We start from the raw sequence: 19,252 nt of genomic DNA, 5'->3' as shown, positions 1-19,252 counted from the left end.
GAAGAAAAGGAGATTTATAGAATGAATAAAAAAATTAATAAAAAGGGGTTCACACTAATTGAACTAATCGTAGTTATTGCTATCTTAGCAGTATTAGGATTATTACTTGTACCACAAATCAGTGGATACATCACAGCTTCTAAAGACGCAGTAGGACATGCAAATGTTAAGGGATGTTATTCTGCTTTTGTTGCTCAACAAGCGGCTAAAGATTCAAAATTGACTGGTTTAGAAGTAACTGTTGATCCAAAGTGTGAAAAAAAAGGTACTGGTGACAAAATAGACACAGTTTCATGGACAGACGATACTAGTACTTGGACATACACTGTTGCAAATGGTGAAATAACCAAGAAATAAATAATATAACGACGATGGACATTGTCCATCGTTTTTATATGCTTTCCTAAAGTGAACGTTGGGTGAACATTGGAGTGGTAATCTTTATTTTAGTAAACAGTTATGATAAGATTATTTACATAAAGGAGAGACTTATGAAAAGAATAATTTTAACTCTTGCTGTTAATACAATATCATTGTGGATAATTAATTATTTGTTTTCTGGAGTTGAGATAAGCTCTGGGGAAGCGTTAATGATGTTGGCTATAATATTATCATTACTAAATGTCACAATTAAACCAGTGCTTACAATATTTACATTTCCAGTTACGTTATTAACATTTGGATTATTTTCACTGATTATTAATGGAGTGGTTTTACAGTTAGCGTTCTCATTTGTGAGTGGTGCAGCAATAGATTCATTTGGTACAACAGTTCTAGCTTCAATTGTGTTGAGTATTGCGAATAGTTTCTTAAACTCATTGTTAGGTAGGTAAGCATATGAATATAGAAGTAGTGTATTATACTAAGACTGGTCATACAGAAAAATTTGCGAAAGCAGTTGCGGAAGTATGTGGGGTAAGGGCAAATAATATTGTTGAGCCTCATGTGCTTGGTGATGTTGATTGCTTGTTTATTGGGACTGGAATTTATGGTGGTAAACCGGCTCCAGAATTATTTAAGTACATAGATGAATTACCGGTAAATAGAATTAAACATGCGGTTATATTTTCGTCTAGTTTTACGGCAAAAGATCAAACTGAGCTATTAATTAACAATTTACGTGCAAAGGGCATAGAGGTGCATTCTAGGCGTTTTGTTTCAACTGGCTCCTTCTTGTTCTTGAAGAGAAAAAGGCCAAATACGAGTGATTTAGAGCGTGTTAGAGCGTACACAGCAAAGGTTCTTAAAGAATTGGGTGGAAATTAGTGCATTTTCACCTTTTTTTGTGGGTAAATAAAAAAAGACACGATTGTGTCTTTTAGTATGCAATTGCCGCCCACATGTTACCGCTATACCCGATTGCGATAGTTTCGTAATCAGATTTTAGTAGAATAGAACGATGTCCTGCAGAGTTTAACCACCAGTTAAGTTTTGCTTCTACTGTTGAACCAGAACTAGTAAGAATTTCTAGTGGTGAGTGATCCCATACAACTCCTTGATCAGATAAAGCAGTTTTGTAATGAGAACCATCTGGTCTACGGTGAGTAATATTGTTTACTGATTCTGCTGCACGGATTGCGATAGCAGTTTGTCCAGCTTCATCAGCAAGGGTATATGGATTTAATCCATTTTGTTCACGTACATCATTAATTAGTTGTAGCATGTATTCAATTTCGTCACCAGATGCAACTCCACCTTGAACAACAATTTGTTTTTGAACTTTAACAGGTACTTTTAATTCAGTAGTATTTCCTGAGCTGTCTGTTGCAGTATAAATTATTTCATATTCTGCTTCAACATTTGAATCTACTGGATTAGTAATTTGAAGAGTTTGATATATATCTTCATTTGAGTTGTCGTATACATACTCTACATAATCCCACGGATTAAATTCTGACCCAAGTTGAACACGGATAGAATCCTTAGTCAATTTAAGTACAGGAGCAGTATTGTCGATTACTCTTAATAAGACTTTTGTACTTATTGTTGATTTAACAAGTATAGTTGCCTCATTAATAGGTTTTACATTGATCATTACATTGATATCTTGAGTACCAGCTTTTGTGGTATCAATTGGCCCAATATTCATTTCACATTTTGTAATGTCGATAAGAGTAGGGTCAACACCTGCTTCTTCAAATACGGTACTTTGAATTAGCGATGCTTTAATCTGATCGAATGCGTCGGGTGAATTAACTTCAACGTCTACAACTCTACTTGGTTGTTGAACTGGTTCTTCTACAACAGGTGTAGGAATAACAGTCTCTTGAGGTAGGGCAGTAGGCTGTGTTACTTCAGCCTGGACTTCCTGAATGTTTTCAGAAAGACTTCCACACAGAACTACAAATAAACATGCAGCTGTGAGTACTAACTTCTTAGCTTTCATAAATCCTCCATTTTTTCAGTCACTTAGGAATTTTATGCAACTTTTTGCGATTTGTCAAAAAAAAAGACACATTTTTTTAAAAATAATGTCTTTTTTTAATAGGTTAAATTGCAAAATATCCTTTATTTATCGTGTTTTTCGCGGTATTTTAGAAATTTTGTTAAATTTTGTGATTTTCCGCAATTCTTGAAGATTTTTAGCTAATTGAGCTTCATAACTACTGTTCGTATTTGGCTCATAAAAGTGTTTATTTTTTATAGAATCAGGTAAATATTGAATGTGTGGCCAGATTTCAGGACTATCATAATCGTATTTATCTTCTTCTTTTAAACTGACTGGAGTAAGTCTTAAATATTCAGGTACAGGAAGTGCTTGATGTTGGACTTCGTGCATTGCATTTGATATCGCATTTGCACCAGATTTACTTTTTGGTGAAAGACATAAATCAACAATAGCAACACCAAGAGGAATACTTGCTTCTGGAAATCCAACACGTTTTGCCGCATCAATTGCAGATACAACTCTTGCGACAGCAGCAGGGTTTCCTAGACCAACATCTTCATATGCAATTACTAGTAAACGTCTTTCAATAGAATCCATATCACCTGCTTGAATTAATCTAGCAAGATAATATAATGCAGCATCTACATCACTACCTCTAATTGATTTTTGAAATGCACTAACTGCATCGTAATGACCATCATCTCCAGCATCCATGTTTGAATTAGGAAATTGTGAGTATTGTGAAACAGTATCTTTTGTAATTGACCCATTGGATGCGAGTGCACAAATTTCTAATATATTTAATGCATAGCGCACATCACCATTTGAATGACGAGCTATTAAATTAGTAGCGTCTTCATCAATCGTATATCCTTGTAATCCTTGTGGATGTGTAAGGGCACGTTGTATTGCCTTGGAAATATCATCGTTAGTAAGTTGTTTAACTTCCAATAGTTGACAACGACTACGAATTGCAGGATTAATTGCAAAGAATGGATTTGATGTAGTAGCTCCTAATAAGATAATAGAACCATCTTCAATATGAGGTAATAATAAATCTTGTTTATCTTTATTAAGACGATGAACCTCATCAACAATTACCACTAATCCTGGAGCTAACTTAGCTTCTAAGAAGATACCATCTAATTCTTTTTTATTACCAGTAACAGCGTTAAATAAACGAAATGGAACTTGTAATTCATTTGCCAAGCACTTTGCTAATGTGGTTTTACCCGTGCCTGGAGGTCCAAAGAAAATTAGTGAAAAGAGTCGTTTTTCTTCTACTAAGCGACGTAGTATTTTATCTTGTCCAATTAAGTGCTCTTGTCCAATAACATCATCTAATGTTTGAGGACGTAATCGAAATGCTAATGGTTCTTTCATAAGGGAATCTCCTATCTAAACAAGTCTAGTAGTTGTTCTGGTGATAATTTGGAAATGGATCCTTCATTGTCTTCCACGAAACTATCCGCAAGATTTTTCTTAGTTTCTTGTAGCTTAACAATTTTTTCTTCGATGGTATTTTTAACAATTAGTTTATATACTTGGACAACATTTGTTTGACCAATTCGATGTGATCGATCAGTTGCTTGATTTTGCGCTGATATATTCCACCAAGGGTCAAAATGAATAACACCTTCAGCTGCAGTAAGGTTTAATCCAGTACCTCCAGCTTTTAATGATATTAGAAATACAGTAGAATCATCTTCTTGGAAGTTTTGTACAAGCTGTCTTCTTGTTACTTTATCTGTTTCACCAGTTAATATATGATATTTAATTCTTTCTCTTTTTAATTCATGTGCTAGTAAGAAAAGAGTAGATGTAAATGATGAAAATAATAGAATCTTCTTCTTGTTTTCTTTGAATGTTCTAATGATATCTAAACAAGCATTCATTTTACTAGATGGTTCCATAATATTATCAAATAAAATACGAGGATCAGCACATAATTGTCTTAACTTGGTAATCATTGATAATACTTGAATACGATCAAATGTATTGGTTTTAAGTTGATCTGAGATGTTTTTAGATACAAGAATTGCATGTGCTAAATATAATTTCTCTTCTTCCTCACTAAAATCAACACTAATTGTTTGCTCAAACTTTTCAGGTAATTCTTTTAATACTTGATTTTTAACACGTCTTAAAATAAATGGTTCTACCATACGCTTTAACTTGTTTTGTATATCAATATCTTGGTTTTTTACAATAGGTACTTCAAATTCTTTTCTAAAGTAATGGTAGTTAAATAAGTAGTTTGGTAATAAGAAATCAAATATACTCCATAGTTCAGCTAATGAATTTTCTATTGGTGTACCAGTAAGTGCTAAACGATTTTTTGTTTTTAATGCTTTAACTGATTTAGCATTTACAGTTGATTGGTTTTTAATATATTGTGCTTCATCTAATATTACGTATTCAAATTCAATTTCTTTGAGTAACTCAATATCTCTTCTAACATAATCATAACTCGTAATAATCAATTTATAATCATAAATTGTTTTAATTAAATTAATTCTTGATTCTTGGTCTCCAAGTATTGGTAAATAAGTCATATCTTTAGAAAACTTACTTACTTCATCTGCCCAGTTTAAAATTAATGATGCAGGGCATACTACAAGAGAAGGTTTAGTAGTATTAATAGATTCTAATAAGGCTAATACTTGTAGTGTTTTACCTAGTCCCATGTCATCCGCTAAGATACCACCAAAGCCATATGAATGTAGTAAACTCATCCAATAAACGCCTTCTACTTGGTAATCTCTTAAAATAGATTGATAGTTAGAATTTAACTTAAAATCATGGTTCTTGGATTTGAAATTTTCAAGACATTGCTTAAAAGATTCACTACGATTTATTTGAATACTCTTAGTAGACTCTAATACCTCATTTGCTTGAAAACTGCGATACAAAGGTAATTGTATTTTACCATCAACTAATTCATTAGCGGATATATGGTTATCTTCAAGGATATTTTCTAACTCTTTCAAGTCGTTAGATTCAAGATATAATAATTCTCCGTTTCTTAAACGATGGAATTTTCTTCGTTTCTTATAATTTTTTAATACATCTGCAAGTTCATTAACAGGAATATCGTTAGATGCTAATTCCAATTCTAGTAATCCAGCTTCTACTCTAACTCCCATAGTAATGGAATAATGTTTCATTGTACCAATTGATTTAAGGGCATCAGATATATATACATCACAATAGTCTTTGCACTTATCTAATCCAAATTGAATGAAATCATAGGTATTCTTATCACTTAAATCAAGAATAGCTTTATGTTCTTCATAATTGATAAAATGTGAGTTTACTTTAACAAAGTTTTCTACTATTAAAGTGTTTTTATCTAATATATCGGAATTAGTAGTAAATGCATATTCTTTTGATAAATCACTTTTAATCATATGAATTGATATTTCTAATTCATTTAATTGGTTTAAATCACCATATAATTCTGTTTTAATAACATCATTCTTTTTAACAAGTGAATGAGGGAAATTAATTAAGTTGCAATCATCCACTAAATCCTCTAAACATAAATCATAAAATGCTTGTATATGCGATCCAAGCACAAAGTAATTACCATTTTGAACTAATTGATATATTTTAGCGACTGCTGGAGGATTATTAAATAGAATTTTTGTAATTACAGCAGATGGCGAGAATGTATATACACTATTATTAGAGAATGTTAGATTTTGAGGATTTAATGTAAAGGTATACCCATCATTAAGTGGCTCAAATATAATATCAAACTTTAAGAATTCTTCATTTGCTACTAGTCCGTGTTTATCATTTAAATTATTTATCAAATCAAATAAATCAGGTAAATGATATGGTTCTAGTCTAAAGGTGCGTTTAATTGAATCCGGTCGTATTCCTTCATCGCTAAAGTTTATATGCTTTCTTAAGAAATTAATAAGTAATTTACTATCTTCATCAAAGTTATCTATATTTAATGTAACAATGTAATGTTTCCCATATTCCACTTGTTCACTATTATTTACTTGTGATAAAAACATTGATATATTTCTTACAATATATTGTTTTTGATTACCAATCTTAAATTCTAATACTAAGTTATCAATTTCGCCATAATAGTTTTTTTCAACTGTTAGGATAGGTGTAAGATGTATGTTATCCTCTTGTGGCAAGTCTAATTGCGGAATATTGTTTCTTAAGTAACAAATTAAATCAGTAGATAGATTTGATTGTTTCATTTTCTCATAATGCATATTTTCCAATGCTTTTTGTTCAATGCGTTGTTTTAGTTTTCTAGGTATTTCATGACCTATTTCAAATGGAAGTTCCTCTGATGTTGTATCGGCCATTGTTAGTAGCAGTGCACCCACATGGGCACAAGGTTCATCAGGAAAACACCATTGACAATCGCAATTATAGCTTATAACTTTTTCTATGTCAGATGACGAAACAGAAACACTGGTTTCATAGGTTCTTCCATAGTAGTCAAATCTACAATCGGCAATGTAACAGCCTCCAAATTCTTCAATAGTTCCTTCTAGGTTATCATCGTAGTCATACATTCTACGTGCTAGTTTTGAGTTCTTAGAACTAGTCATAATTGATTGAAAAGTTTTATAATTTGCTAAATACATGTAAACACCCCCATTTGTATAATTTTATCATAGATAAAAAGATAAGTGGATTAATTAAATGTGAAAGTGTTCTTCATTTAAAATAAGTTTCATAGTAGAATAGAAATAAGGAGATTTTTGCTATGAAAGTTGTAATACAAAGAGTAAGACATGCTTCAGTTACTATTGATAATGAAGTATTTAATAAAATTGAAAAAGGATTCATGCTATTGGTTGGAATAACTGATGGTGATAATGAAGAGATAGTAGATAAAATGGCAAATAAGGTAGTAGACCTTAGAATATTTGATGACCCTGATGGCAAGATGAATCTAGGTATTGAAGAGGTTGGAGGATCTATTTTGTCTATATCTCAATTTACTTTATATGCTGATTGTAAAAAAGGTAGACGTCCTTCCTTTATTGCGGCAGCAAGACCTGAGGTATCAAAGCCATTATATGAGAAGTTTAACGATGTATTAGCTAAGAGAGTGGAAGTAAAACCGGGCATATTTGGTGCTGAAATGTTAATAGATTTAGTAAATGATGGACCAATCACTATAGTTTTAGATTCTAAGGAAATTCTATGACGAGAAAGAAGATAATTTACACAGCACTATTTTGGTTTGCATTAGTTGCGATTGTAGTGTTGGGATTTACGGCTTACACTTATTTCCAAATAAAAGACTATTTAAATAGTTCAACTTCATTTGTCGTAGTATTTGTGGGTATTATAGTTACTCTTGCGTTAGGTATTGCGATTGCGGGGATTACAGCTTTTGTGGTAGTAATGAATAAAGATAAAGAAGAAGTCAAGGAGGAGAAGAAAATGGCAACTGTTATATATGGAAGTGAAGTCGCAAAAGAATTAAAGAATGAAATGACAATGGAAATTGCAAAACGTATGGATGAGGGTAAAAAGATTCCAACGTTGTGTGTTATATTGGTTGGCAACAATCCTGCAAGCGTATCTTATGTGACAGGTAAAGAGAAAGCGTGTAAAGAAGTAGGACTAGGATCTAAGATGATTCATTTAGATGAGAATACAACTCAAGCGGAGCTATTGAAAGTTATCGATGATTGTAATAAGGATAATGAAATTGATGGAATATTAGTTCAGTTACCATTACCATCTCACTTAAATGAGAAAGAAGTAGTATGGGCAATTAATCCTGAAAAGGATGTAGATGGATTACATCCAATTAATGTAGGTAAACTACATTTAGGAGAAGATGGATTTGTACCATGTACACCACAAGGCATTATTGAGTTACTTAAGCGCATGAATGTAGAACTTAAAGGTAAACGAGCTGTTGTAATTGGACGTAGTAACTTAGTTGGAAACCCAGTTGCAAGATTACTAATGAATGAAAACGCAACAGTAACAATATGTCATTCAAAAACAGAAAATATTCAAGCAGTATGTAAAGAGGCTGATATCTTGGTAGTAGCGATTGGTAAAGCAAAATTTGTAACAAAGGACTTTGTTAAAGAGGGTGCCTATGTAATTGATGTAGGTGTTAATCGAAATGAAGAAGGTAAACTTGTAGGTGATGTAGATTTTGATGATGTAGTTGAGCATGTAACAGCGATTACTCCTGTACCTAAGGGCGTTGGTCCAATGACAATTACTATGTTACTTAAGAATACAATTGAGGCTTGTAAAAGAAGAGAGGGTTAAACATGGAAGATTATGGATTAAATGACATTGTTGAAATGAAAAAAGAACACCCTTGTCATAAATCTAAACTATGGAAGATTATACGCATGGGTGCTGATATAAAGATTAAGTGTCAAGGTTGTGGGGCATCTGTCATGTTTGACAGAACTGAATTCGAAAGAAAACTAAAGAAAGTAATAGAAAGAGCACCAAGAGAAGAAATGTAAGTCGTTTCTTCTTTTTCTTTGGAAAAGATAGTGAAAATGAAATAACGCCACTTAAAACCCTTACTTATTTCATTATAATCAACAAAAATGAAATAACGTGGTATAATATTACTAACAGGAGTTGAATAAAATGGCAAGACAAGGAGTAATAAAATCTAATTTAACAAATGATATTGCATATAAATCATTTATGCCAAGTTTTTTGCCGCTAGAAGAGGGTATAAAATTTGATGAAAAATTAATACAGAGTTTAGTAAATGCAAGAACTGAAATAGCTAAGTTAGAGGTGTTAACATCAAGAATACCTAATGTAAATTTATTTATCGCAATGTATGTGAGAAAAGAAGCTTTACTTTCATCGCAAATTGAAGGTACGCAAACTACATTAGAAGATATACTAGATCCAATGGTGTTAGAAAATACAAACAGTGATGTAAAAGAAGTTATTAGCTATATTCAAGCATGTGAATATGGAGTAAAACGATTAAATGAATTACCGTTATGTAATCGATTGATTAAAGAAGTGCATATGGAATTGATGAAAAATTCAAGAGGTCAAGAAAGAAACCCGGGGGAATTTAGACATTCTCAAAACTGGATAGGATCTCTAGGTAGTACATTAAATACTGCAAAATATATTCCACCTAATCCAAGTGATATGACATTAGCAATGGGAAACTTAGAAAACTATATTCATGAAGAAAGTGGAATTGATGTGCTTATACGTGTTGCTTTGATACATTATCAATTTGAAACGATTCATCCTTTTTTGGATGGTAATGGCAGAGTAGGAAGATTACTTATTATTCTTATGTTAATGGATTGTAGAATATTAACACAACCAGTTCTTTATATTTCGTATTTCTTAAAAAAGAATCGTACTGAATATTATGATAGGATGATGGAAGTACGTGAAAAAGGTAAATATGAACAATGGATACACTTCTTTTTAGAAGCAGTTTACGAATCTGCTAAGGATGCCATTGATACAATTGATAAACTGGATTGCTTACATAAGAAAATAGAATTACAAATACAAAGTATGGGAAGGTTATCAAAAAATGCGCTAGAAGTATTCAAATATCTAGAAACCAACCCAATTATTGAAATACAAAAGACATCTAAAGCATTAGGATTAACATACAATACAGTTTCAAATATAGTGAATGAATTTTGTAGACTGGGAATACTAAATAAAGTAAGAAATATAAGCAGAAATCGTATTTTTATATTTGATGAATATGTAACAATATTAAAAAAAGATACAGAAAAGATAGTGTAAAATTAAAAACTCATTAGCAACAAGAGAAGAAATGTAATTTGTTTCTTCTTTTTTTTAACTGTACTAAAAAAATAAAACTAAACAAGTAGCGTTACTTACTCGATCGGTTTGAGATAAAATCCCCCATAAAAGTTTTCGGTTTTGAATGTATTTACAATGACGTGATTATCAACAGATTTGATTAATGATATTATTTCTTGTTCCTCATATCCTGATATAACGGTATGTAATAAACTTACAGGTTTTCCACTATATCCACCAATGCCATCAATCCTAGATATTCCATGACGATGTGTTGAAATTAGACTTTTAATAACATCATCTGGTTTGGCCGTTGTGATTTGTAAAGTAACTCTTGAATAACGGTTATAAAATGTTTCAATTGTCTTAGTTGATATGAATTGAAATAAAATAGAATATCCGGCATTTTCCCACCCAAACATCATTCCGAAGATTAATAAGATACATGCATTAAATAAGAATACATAATTGAAAATTGATTTACCTATTTTATTTGAAACAAATAAAGCAATAAAATCAGTTCCACCAGTAGATGCATTAGCTTTAAGTGAAATTGTTGTCATGATTCCATATAATAAGCCACCAAAGATGATGTTTAATAAAACATCGTTAAAAAGGGGTGGTAAGTCAAATATTCTTAAGCAGAAAGATGATACAAATACTTGTAGTAAAGAAAAAAAAGTAAATCTTTTACTGATGCTTTTTGAACACAGAATAGCAACAGGAATATTTAAAGCTAACATTCCAAGTGAAATAGAAAAAGAGAAACCAAAATAAGTGCTTGTAATTCTTTCTATTAAGATTGCAACACCTGTAAAACCAGAAGATAACAAATTTAATGGTCTCATAAATACCTGTATAATTGCGGCTTGCATGATTCCAGAAAGAATAACAGCCAAAAATGTAATGATATCTCTAATATACTTAATTTTATTTAATTGTTGTAAACTCATTTAATGTACTGAAGCTCCTTTATATTTAATATTCCGAAAAAAGAATGCTGTAAAATTTATCTATGTCACTTGATTGTGTTAATTTGGCAAATATAGTATCATCACTTACCATATCAATAACGAAATCATAAATAATTCTTAAGTTAACAATATTACTCTTATTTATGGCGCTTAGAAAAACGATTTTTACTACTTGATCATCCCAAACAATACCATTAGGATTAATGAAAACACTTATTATTGTCTTTTTGGCAATAAAATCCATGGCATGCGGAATTGAATATTTGTTATTGATACACGTAGGAGTCATAGCTTCTCTTACTAACACAGAAGAAGAGAATTTTTGGTCGATAATTTTCTCTTTTCTTAATTTACTAAATAAAAAGTTAAGAACATCATCTCTATTGTTTAATTCAGTATTAACAAAAAATAATCTCTCATTAAAAAACATATTAAATAAGTTTTTTGAGTGCTGCATTTTCTTTTTGTTAAGTACAGTTTCAATTAGTGCTTTGATTTTTACTCTATCATCGTTGGTTAATATAGGAGTAACAATACATTTAGGAATAGATATAGGCAAATTTAAGTTACTTGTTGTAATAAATAAATCACTATTATTTATACTATTTACAGTTTCAAGCTGAGGGAATATATTGATTTTAGTATCAGCTGGAATAATTTCTTTAATTTTAGAAATAAAGTTTTCACTAGAAAGATATTGACTAGTATTAATTGCGATATTTAAGGTATCATTTTGAATAGTTTTATCTAAATAGTTTTCAATTGCAAAACCAATATGCATTGAAATTAATGAAATTTCATTTTCATTAATTGTTATATTATATTTTTTAGTTATTTCGTTAGCTAAGTTAACGGCAACATCATAAATGTAAAAACAAGATTCCTTAATTGACATACCGCCATCTATTTGGACTAAATTATTATGTTTACAGCGAGTTATCATATCTGAAATGTGCTTTGAAAAAATATTTAAAAATGAAGATACATCAATATCTAAAGAATATTTTAAAAGTGTTTTTCTAGTTATTTCTTCAATTTCACTTTCAAATTTAGACATATGCTTTTTAGTAGATTCAATGACACCAGCAAGACAACAATAAATAGGAAGTGTCTTATTTGTAGTTGAGTGATTTAGTATTTTATCTAATTCTATTGCGATATCATGAATTTTTTGATCATATGGAGAATCAATAACAATATCATTATCAAAATCAAAATTTAAGATAGTTAATAAATTCAGTAAAAAGTTATTTAAATAAAATTCATTAATAGAAGCATTGTTTGATTTTAATATTTCAGATAAAGTATTAACGGTATCTTCAATATTTACATTAGGGAAATCAGGTTCAAAATTATTGATATTATAAAAATTTGATCCTACTTTTTCAAGTATTGTATCAATGTATATTTTTCTTTTGTTAAAACTAGTACCATTCAGTGAAAGGTTATTATTAGATCTAGTTAATGTTAAATCATATTTTTTTAAAGATTTACGAAATGTAACTAGTCTTTTTTCAAGGGTTGTATCCGATAATGATAAAGATTCAGAAAGGTCAAATAAATTAATACATTCATTACTTAACAAGAGAAAAACAATGTTATTATAATCATTTTTTTCAGTATTAAATAACGGTATCTCTTCTATTAAACTGTCGTATTGTTTATCGACAAGATAACCGTTTTTATTAGATATTATTAGATTGCATTGGCATATTGAGTTGATTGTTTTAATTTCATTTCTAATGGTCTTTTCAGAAACATTAAATAAAGATGCTATAGAATTAGCAGTTACACAGTGTTTCGAAAAAATAAAGAAAATTATTTGTCGCTCTCTATCGGTGAAGTCAAACATTATTAGACCCCCTCTCAACTGTTCTATAGAAATTATAATAATTTTAAAAAGTAAATGATAGTAAAAATTTGCCACCCAATGTGGAAATTAATGGTGTGAAAAAATAGTATAAACAATATATTCTAATATTAAAGGAGGGTGCTAAATGGAAAAAAGCAAAGTAATTGAAATGGCATTTGAAATTATTTCTTACTCAGGGGATGCAATTGATCAATTCTATGAAGCGATTAATTGTTACAAAAAAAATAATATAGAAGAGGCAAGAGAACACTTTCAATGTGGTAGTGACCATTTAAACAAAGCACATAAAGTGCAAACAGTATTGATTCAAAGCGAGGTTAATGAAGAAGAAATACCATATAGTTTGATTATGACACATGCGCAAGATCACTTGACTAGTGCAATCAACTGGCAAAGAATCGTTAGACTTCAAGAAGAGTAAAGGGGGATAGTGAGTAATCACTTAATATTATGAAAAATTTATTAAATAACATAGCAGGATTTACTGAAAAGTTTATGAGCCCAATAGCGGGTAAAATAGCAGGAAATAAGCATTTACAAATTTTAGCAGCATCATTCATGAGTATTTTACCAATTATCATGATAGGTTCATTTGCGTTAATTATAGCTTTCCCATTTTTAGACTACAACACATTAGAAACAACAAATGCATTTTACGGATTCTTTAAAGCATGGGCAGATTTTAGTGCTGGTTTTGGAGAACATCTAGGTTATTTGTTTAATGTAACATTAGGTGCACAAGGATTCTGGATCGCTATAGCAATTGCATTTACAACTGCAAAACGTAGAGATTTACATATGTTAAATTCTATGACAGTAGTATTTGTATCATTTATGATTGTAAATAGTGAATTAATTGATTGGAACTGGTCTACAATGTATTTTGGTGGAACTGGACTATTCTCATCAATAATTGTTTCATTTATTGCGATTGACTTGTATACATATATGGCTAATAAGAAATTTGGATATATTAAATTTCCAGATAGCGTACCAGAAGTTTTATCAAGTTCAATTAGTACATTAGTTCCAATGACAGTAATTTTCATGATTATGTTAGTTGCTCGTGCTGTATTTGGGGATATCATTGGTACATCATTCCCAGCATTAATTATGTCATTAGGATCTCAATTAAACATGGCAGTAGATACCATTTTAGGAATGTCTATTGCATCAACATTATCACAAATTGGTTGGTGGTTTGGTATTCATAGTAGTGCTATTTTATCAGTAGTTACTCCTTCATTAGAAGCAAATATGTTAGCAAATATGAATGCTTATGCAGCAGGTGTAGCATTAAGTGATTTACCTACAATTGTAAACAGTACATTCTATTATACATATGTTGCAATTGGTGGTGGTGGAGCCACATTTGGATTGGTTCTATTGATGTTAAAGAGTAAATCAGAACAAATTAAAACAATTGGTAGATTATCAATTATTCCGGCTTTCTTTGGTATTAATGAACCAGTATTGTTTGGATTACCAATCGTGCTTAATCCAATATTCTTAATTCCATTCTTATTAACACATGTGGTTAACATCATTATTGTTTATTTTGCAATGAGCTTTGATTTTGTTAATAAAATTGTAATGTCATTAAGTGCACAAACTCCAATTGGAATAAGTCATATGTTAGCGAATTTAGATTTTAGATCAATTATTTTATTGATTGTTGTTATAATTGTAGATATTATTCTATATTATCCATTCTACAAATTATTTGAAAAAGAAAAGATTCAAGAAGAAACAAAATTAATTGAAGAATAGTAGGGAGATATAAACTATGAAAAAAGTAAATGTATTACTAGCTTGTCAAAATGGTATGAGCACAGGGATTATGAAGAAAAAAATCCAAGATGAAGCAATTAAAAATGATGTAGATCTAAATATCCAAGCAGTTGGAATTGATGAGATTAAAAAGGAAGCATCAAAATATGATTTAGTATTGCTTGCACCTCAAGTTAGATATGCAGAAAAAGCAATTGCAAAAGAAATTAATGGAATTGCAAAACATATGGTAATTGATTCTGTAGATTTTGGTAAAATGGATGGAGCTAGCGTTTTTCATAAATTTATGATAATGCTAGAGGATTAGTGATATAAATGCTAAAACAAGTATTAGAAGTAATAGACTTAATCGATAGAGGGACAATTGATGGCAACCAAGTAATAGATTTGTTTAAAGATTATCCTTTGGTTACTGCAATTACCGAGACTGTACAAGGTGATGAAGGAACAACCGATTTTGTTAAAATCATAATCCAAGGTAAAAATGGCAAATTAAGTAAAGGTGATGCACCAACACTAGGTGTTATTGGACGTTTAGGTGGTATTGGTGCTAGACCTTCTAATATTGGTATGGTTTCGGATGCAGACGGGGCAGTTGCAGCTATAGCTGTTGCGTTGAAGCTATCATTAATGAGTATTTATGATGATAGATTAGAAGGTGATGTAATTGTTACTACACATATTTGTCCAGATGCACCATCACAACCACATGAACCTGTAGATTTTATGGGTTCACCAGTTGATATGGATCAAATGAATGAATATGAAGTTGTTAAGGAAGCTGATGCAATATTATCTATTGATACAACAAAAGGTAACAACATTATCAATCATAGAGGCTATGCAATTTCGCCAACTGTAAAAGAAGGATATATCCTACGAGTATCACAAGATTTATTAAATTGTATGGAAGTATCTTCTGGTACACACGCAAAAACATTTCCAATATCACAACAAGATATTACGCCATATTCAAATGACTTATTTCATATAAATAGTATTTTACAACCCGCTACGGCAACAAATGCTCCGGTAGTCGGAGTTGCGATTACAACAGAAACAGCTGTTCCAGGTTGTGGAACAGGTGCAAGTCATGAAATTGATATTACAGAAGCATCAAGATTTGTTATTGAAGTAGCAAAAGGATACACTTCAAATAAAATGTCATTTTATGATGAGAAAGAATTTGAACAAATAATTTCCTTATATGGGAAAATGAATCATTTCCAATATGATCCAAATTTAAATAAATAGAAATAAAGAAGTAAACATAATATATGTTTTACTTCTTTTGGAGTTGTGTATGAATTTAATAAATCTATTAAGTATTAATTTTTGTTTGCTAGTATGTATATTTGTTCCTATATTTGTAATCTTAAAATACAGGAAAAAAAGTAGACTACATTTTAAATATCTTTTGATGGGTGTAGTGTACTATATTGTCATTAGAATACTGTTATATCCTATAATTTATCTTATTATTAAAGATAGTAGTTTAATACTGAAAATTATTATTGATATATTATATTTAGGTGTATTTTCAATTGCGTTTAAAATATTCTTGTATAAAAAGTATTTATCACAAAAGAGTGAGTATGTATCCAATGTATTATCACTTGGATTTGGTGAATGCATAGCAGAGATTGTATTTACATTTTTGCCTACAATTATAAACTACTTCTTATTAGCGATAACAATTAATTTTGGTGATATTTATAGCTATTTTGGAGATGTTTACTCAGTTGAGTACATCCAAAATGTTATTAATAATTTTAATAGTATAGGAGTAATGTACTATTTATGGGTATCAGTAATTGTAATATCATTAGTTATTTTAAGCATATATATTAGCTATAATATAAAAAATATTAATACGAAAGTTTGGATATACATTATTTGTTTCTATATTAATTATTTACTAATACCAGTATTTAGTTATTTATTATCATTTATTTTAGTTTGTATTCTAAATGTTTATGCAATACGAAATCTAAAAAGAATAAAAATAGATGGAGAAATGATATGAAAGTATTAATAGCACATATGACTGCTGAGTGTAACGAACATATTTCTCACACAGTAAGTTTAGAAGAATTTAATATCCTTTATGGTGATGAATGTATTGATGCAATGAGTATTAGAGATATTTTTGAAGCTAAAAATATTGAAATAATTCCAGCAATTTATGCAGAAATAAATCCCAATGGAATGATTGAAAAAAGCGCTTTTGAGTTTATAGAAGATAAGTTACTTACAAGTATAAGAACTCATGTAAATGAGATAGATGGAATTTATCTACAGTTTCATGGTGCAAGTGGTGTCTTAGGGATAGATAGGGTTTCTGCGGAACATTATCTAATTAAGAAAATCAGAGATATAGTTGGTAAATATATGCCAATAGCAATGGTTATGGATCCACATGGAAACTTAACTGAGGAATTAGGAAGTCAGTTAAATATTGTTAGATGCTATCGTGAATCACCACATAGTGATGCGGTAGACACCGAAAGAAAAGTAGCTCAATTGTTCATTGAATTATTGGAAAATAAACGACATATCAAACCAATAATTTGTAAGCTTCCTATTATGGTTGGAGGAGAAAGAAGTGTATCTGCAAAAGAACCAATCGCAACAATTAACAAAATGTTAGATAAAGCAGAGAAAGATGACAGAGTGATGTCTTGTTCATATCATGTAGGCTATATTCGTCATGATGATGATACTTTAGGCGCATGTGTTGTGGTTGTACCAAGTCATCAAAAACATGAAGAATACTGTAAGAATGTCGCAAAAGAAATAAGTGAGTATGCTTGGAATCATCGTCATGAATTTAAATTTTCTGGAAATTATGATGAACTTGATAAGGCAGTAGAAAAAGCAATTGCTTTTGATGATAAAACGGTAGTTATTACAGATTCTGGAGATAATTGTGGAGCTGGTGGTAGTGGTCAAAATACCCTTGTATTAAATGAATTGTTAAAGCAAAATACCTACAAGAAAGTTCTTGTTGCTGGAATTAATGATAATAAAGCACATGATTATTTATCAAAATTTAGTAAAGGTGATAAAGTTACTTTTGATTTAGGTGTTAATGAAGATGACTTGTCGAAACCAATTAGAATTAGTGGAACAATAGTTGCATTAGGTTATCAACAACATGGTAAAAATGGTCCTAAAATAGGAACAACTATTACTGTAAGTATTGATGACACAAACATAGATGTAATAGTAATTAACCACAATGTACAATATGGAACTATGGAACAATTCCATGCAGCAGATTTAGAATTTCATGATTATGATATAGTAGTGGTGAAAATGGGATATTTAGATACATATTTAATACCAGAAACAAAATATCATATAATGGCATTAACTGATGGTCCTACAATTCAAAGATCTGAAAAAATACCATTTAAAAAAATCTATCGACCAATGTGGCCAATAGATGATATGAATGAATTAGAGTATATTAAGTAGAAGGCAAAACTTCTGCTTTTTATTTAACAAGAGCGGCAATAATATAAATTACCCAAATATGTAATGGATAGAATACATAGAATAAATACTGAGTAAATTTGGATTTTTTACCAGGTTTACCATTATACATATTGATAAAAGGAATAACTAATATGTACCAGCCTTCATTATATAAAAATGTAAATATAGAGCCATTCATGGTAATGGTCATAATTAGAGCTGGTATTGCTAAAAATAAAGTTAATCCCCACAACCAAGCGTTTCTAGCTTTTGGTTTATTGTATTGATGATAAAAGATAAGAACAAGTAAAGGTATAATGAAACTACCTTCAGCAAATAGTGCGCATGTGATAGTTACAAGTGTACCTAAACCAATACGTAGTATAGGTGGAATCTTATCGATAGTTTGTTTATCAAAAAATAAGTTTAACATTAATGAACATAATGCTAATGCAAAGATTATATTTGGAAATGTAGGGAATAGGTCAGGGTTAATAGTTACCATGATAATTCCATTACCTATCATCATAATAGTTGCGAATAAAAATAGTCTTTTACAATAGTTCCAACGATTATGAGTATGCATAAATCCTTCTACTAGTGTAAATGCAAACCATGTCGCAACAGGTCTAGTAATAAAATGTAATACAGATACAGCTTCTATAGATAATAGTCCAGGTATTATAGATAAATGATCAAATACCATTAAAAACATCATAAAAAGCTTAATTTGAAAAGAATTGAATTTCATAGAGTTCCCCTTAGTAATATGAATATGATTAACATTATATTGAATATTAGGGTAAATGTCACCCCAAAGTTATACCAATATCATGGAAATGATAGAAGTTTCTCTTAGTAAAGATTGTTTTAAGGCTTAAAAAAAGGTAAACTATTAAGTGTTCGAAAGGAAGTAGATAATATGTCATTAACAGCAGGAATCGTTGGATTACC

General features: G+C 30.2%; 19 protein-coding genes. 13 read left to right on the top strand and 6 right to left on the bottom strand.

Annotated elements, in window-relative coordinates:
• The first annotated feature begins 21 nt into the window (after positions 1–21).
• The 3 genes from RR430_RS03870 (at position 22) to RR430_RS03860 (ending at position 1,266) form a co-directional block, all read left to right on the top strand.
• A complete protein-coding gene (locus RR430_RS03870) occupies positions 22–357 on the top strand; it encodes a type II secretion system protein (protein WP_332487715.1) in 336 nt (111 codons plus the stop codon).
• Between the two features lie 134 nt (positions 358–491).
• Positions 492–833, top strand: a complete 342-nt coding sequence (locus tag RR430_RS03865) for a phage holin family protein (RefSeq protein WP_332487717.1) — start codon at positions 492–494, stop codon at positions 831–833.
• Positions 834–837: 4 nt separating this feature from the next.
• A complete protein-coding gene (locus tag RR430_RS03860) occupies positions 838–1,266 on the top strand; it encodes a flavodoxin family protein (RefSeq protein ID WP_332487718.1) in 429 nt (142 codons plus the stop codon).
• A gap of 52 nt (positions 1,267–1,318) precedes the next feature.
• On the opposite strand, the gene RR430_RS03855 is transcribed toward RR430_RS03860, so the two are convergent.
• From RR430_RS03855 to RR430_RS03845, 3 genes are all read right to left on the bottom strand, one after another.
• Positions 1,319–2,386 carry an immunoglobulin-like domain-containing protein gene (locus tag RR430_RS03855; protein WP_332487719.1) on the bottom strand — a complete coding sequence of 356 codons (1,068 nt, stop codon included), beginning with the start codon at positions 2,384–2,386 and terminating at the stop codon, positions 1,319–1,321.
• Between the two features lie 126 nt (positions 2,387–2,512).
• Complete coding sequence (locus RR430_RS03850; RefSeq protein ID WP_332487720.1) at positions 2,513–3,772, bottom strand: replication-associated recombination protein A; 1,260 nt, start codon at positions 3,770–3,772, stop codon at positions 2,513–2,515.
• An 11-nt stretch (positions 3,773–3,783) separates the two neighbouring features.
• Positions 3,784–7,011 (bottom strand): DEAD/DEAH box helicase, encoded by a 3,228-nt coding sequence (locus RR430_RS03845; RefSeq protein ID WP_332487721.1) that lies wholly within the window; start codon positions 7,009–7,011, stop codon positions 3,784–3,786.
• Between the two features lie 122 nt (positions 7,012–7,133).
• On the opposite strand from RR430_RS03845, the gene dtd reads away from it, so the two are divergent.
• From dtd to RR430_RS03825, 4 genes are all read left to right on the top strand, one after another.
• Positions 7,134–7,580 (top strand): D-aminoacyl-tRNA deacylase, encoded by a 447-nt coding sequence (gene dtd / locus RR430_RS03840; RefSeq protein ID WP_332508681.1) that lies wholly within the window; start codon positions 7,134–7,136, stop codon positions 7,578–7,580.
• Complete coding sequence (gene folD / locus RR430_RS03835) at positions 7,577–8,671, top strand: bifunctional methylenetetrahydrofolate dehydrogenase/methenyltetrahydrofolate cyclohydrolase FolD (protein ID WP_332508679.1); 1,095 nt, start codon at positions 7,577–7,579, stop codon at positions 8,669–8,671. Before dtd ends, folD begins: the two co-directional genes overlap by 4 nt.
• 2 nt (positions 8,672–8,673) lie before the next feature.
• Positions 8,674–8,877 (top strand): DUF951 domain-containing protein, encoded by a 204-nt coding sequence (locus tag RR430_RS03830; protein ID WP_332487724.1) that lies wholly within the window; start codon positions 8,674–8,676, stop codon positions 8,875–8,877.
• Positions 8,878–9,007: 130 nt separating this feature from the next.
• Complete coding sequence (locus RR430_RS03825) at positions 9,008–10,159, top strand: Fic family protein (protein ID WP_332487725.1); 1,152 nt, start codon at positions 9,008–9,010, stop codon at positions 10,157–10,159.
• A 95-nt stretch (positions 10,160–10,254) separates the two neighbouring features.
• Here the strand turns inward: RR430_RS03825 and RR430_RS03820 are convergent, their stop codons facing one another.
• Together RR430_RS03820 and RR430_RS03815 are read right to left on the bottom strand one after the other, a co-directional pair.
• Complete coding sequence (locus RR430_RS03820; protein WP_332487726.1) at positions 10,255–11,133, bottom strand: YitT family protein; 879 nt, start codon at positions 11,131–11,133, stop codon at positions 10,255–10,257.
• 25 nt (positions 11,134–11,158) lie between these two features.
• The gene (locus RR430_RS03815; protein WP_332508677.1) at positions 11,159–13,006 is read right to left on the bottom strand and encodes a BglG family transcription antiterminator; all 1,848 of its coding nucleotides are present in this window, start codon (positions 13,004–13,006) and stop codon (positions 11,159–11,161) included.
• A gap of 145 nt (positions 13,007–13,151) precedes the next feature.
• Between RR430_RS03815 and RR430_RS03810 the strand changes: the two genes are divergently transcribed.
• From RR430_RS03810 to RR430_RS03785, 6 genes are read left to right on the top strand one after another with little or no spacing between them, the layout of a single operon-like run.
• Positions 13,152–13,448, top strand: a complete 297-nt coding sequence (locus RR430_RS03810; RefSeq protein ID WP_332487729.1) for a PTS lactose/cellobiose transporter subunit IIA — start codon at positions 13,152–13,154, stop codon at positions 13,446–13,448.
• A gap of 29 nt (positions 13,449–13,477) precedes the next feature.
• Positions 13,478–14,797 (top strand): PTS sugar transporter subunit IIC, encoded by a 1,320-nt coding sequence (locus tag RR430_RS03805; RefSeq protein ID WP_332487730.1) that lies wholly within the window; start codon positions 13,478–13,480, stop codon positions 14,795–14,797.
• 16 nt (positions 14,798–14,813) lie between these two features.
• Entirely contained in the window at positions 14,814–15,125 is a 312-nt protein-coding gene (locus RR430_RS03800) for a PTS sugar transporter subunit IIB (protein ID WP_332487731.1), read from the top strand.
• Positions 15,126–15,133: 8 nt separating this feature from the next.
• Entirely contained in the window at positions 15,134–16,072 is a 939-nt protein-coding gene (locus tag RR430_RS03795) for a DUF1177 domain-containing protein (protein WP_332508675.1), read from the top strand.
• Positions 16,073–16,121: 49 nt separating this feature from the next.
• A complete protein-coding gene (locus RR430_RS03790; RefSeq protein ID WP_332508673.1) occupies positions 16,122–16,844 on the top strand; it encodes a YhfC family glutamic-type intramembrane protease in 723 nt (240 codons plus the stop codon).
• On the top strand, positions 16,841–18,298 hold the full coding sequence (locus tag RR430_RS03785) for a M81 family metallopeptidase (protein ID WP_332508671.1): 1,458 nt from the start codon (positions 16,841–16,843) through the stop codon (positions 18,296–18,298). Before RR430_RS03790 ends, RR430_RS03785 begins: the two co-directional genes overlap by 4 nt.
• A gap of 19 nt (positions 18,299–18,317) precedes the next feature.
• Here RR430_RS03785 and RR430_RS03780 read toward each other — a convergent pair whose 3' ends face one another.
• Entirely contained in the window at positions 18,318–19,049 is a 732-nt protein-coding gene (locus tag RR430_RS03780) for a TraX family protein (RefSeq protein WP_332487737.1), read from the bottom strand.
• Positions 19,050–19,252: the final 203 nt, after the last annotated feature.

This window comes from Anaerorhabdus sp., from assembly GCF_036641015.1.
Taxonomy (GTDB): Bacteria; Bacillota_I; Bacilli_A; order Erysipelotrichales; family Erysipelotrichaceae; genus Anaerorhabdus.
Note: the sequence above shows the minus strand (reverse complement) of the source record. Positions and strands in the feature narration are given on the sequence as shown.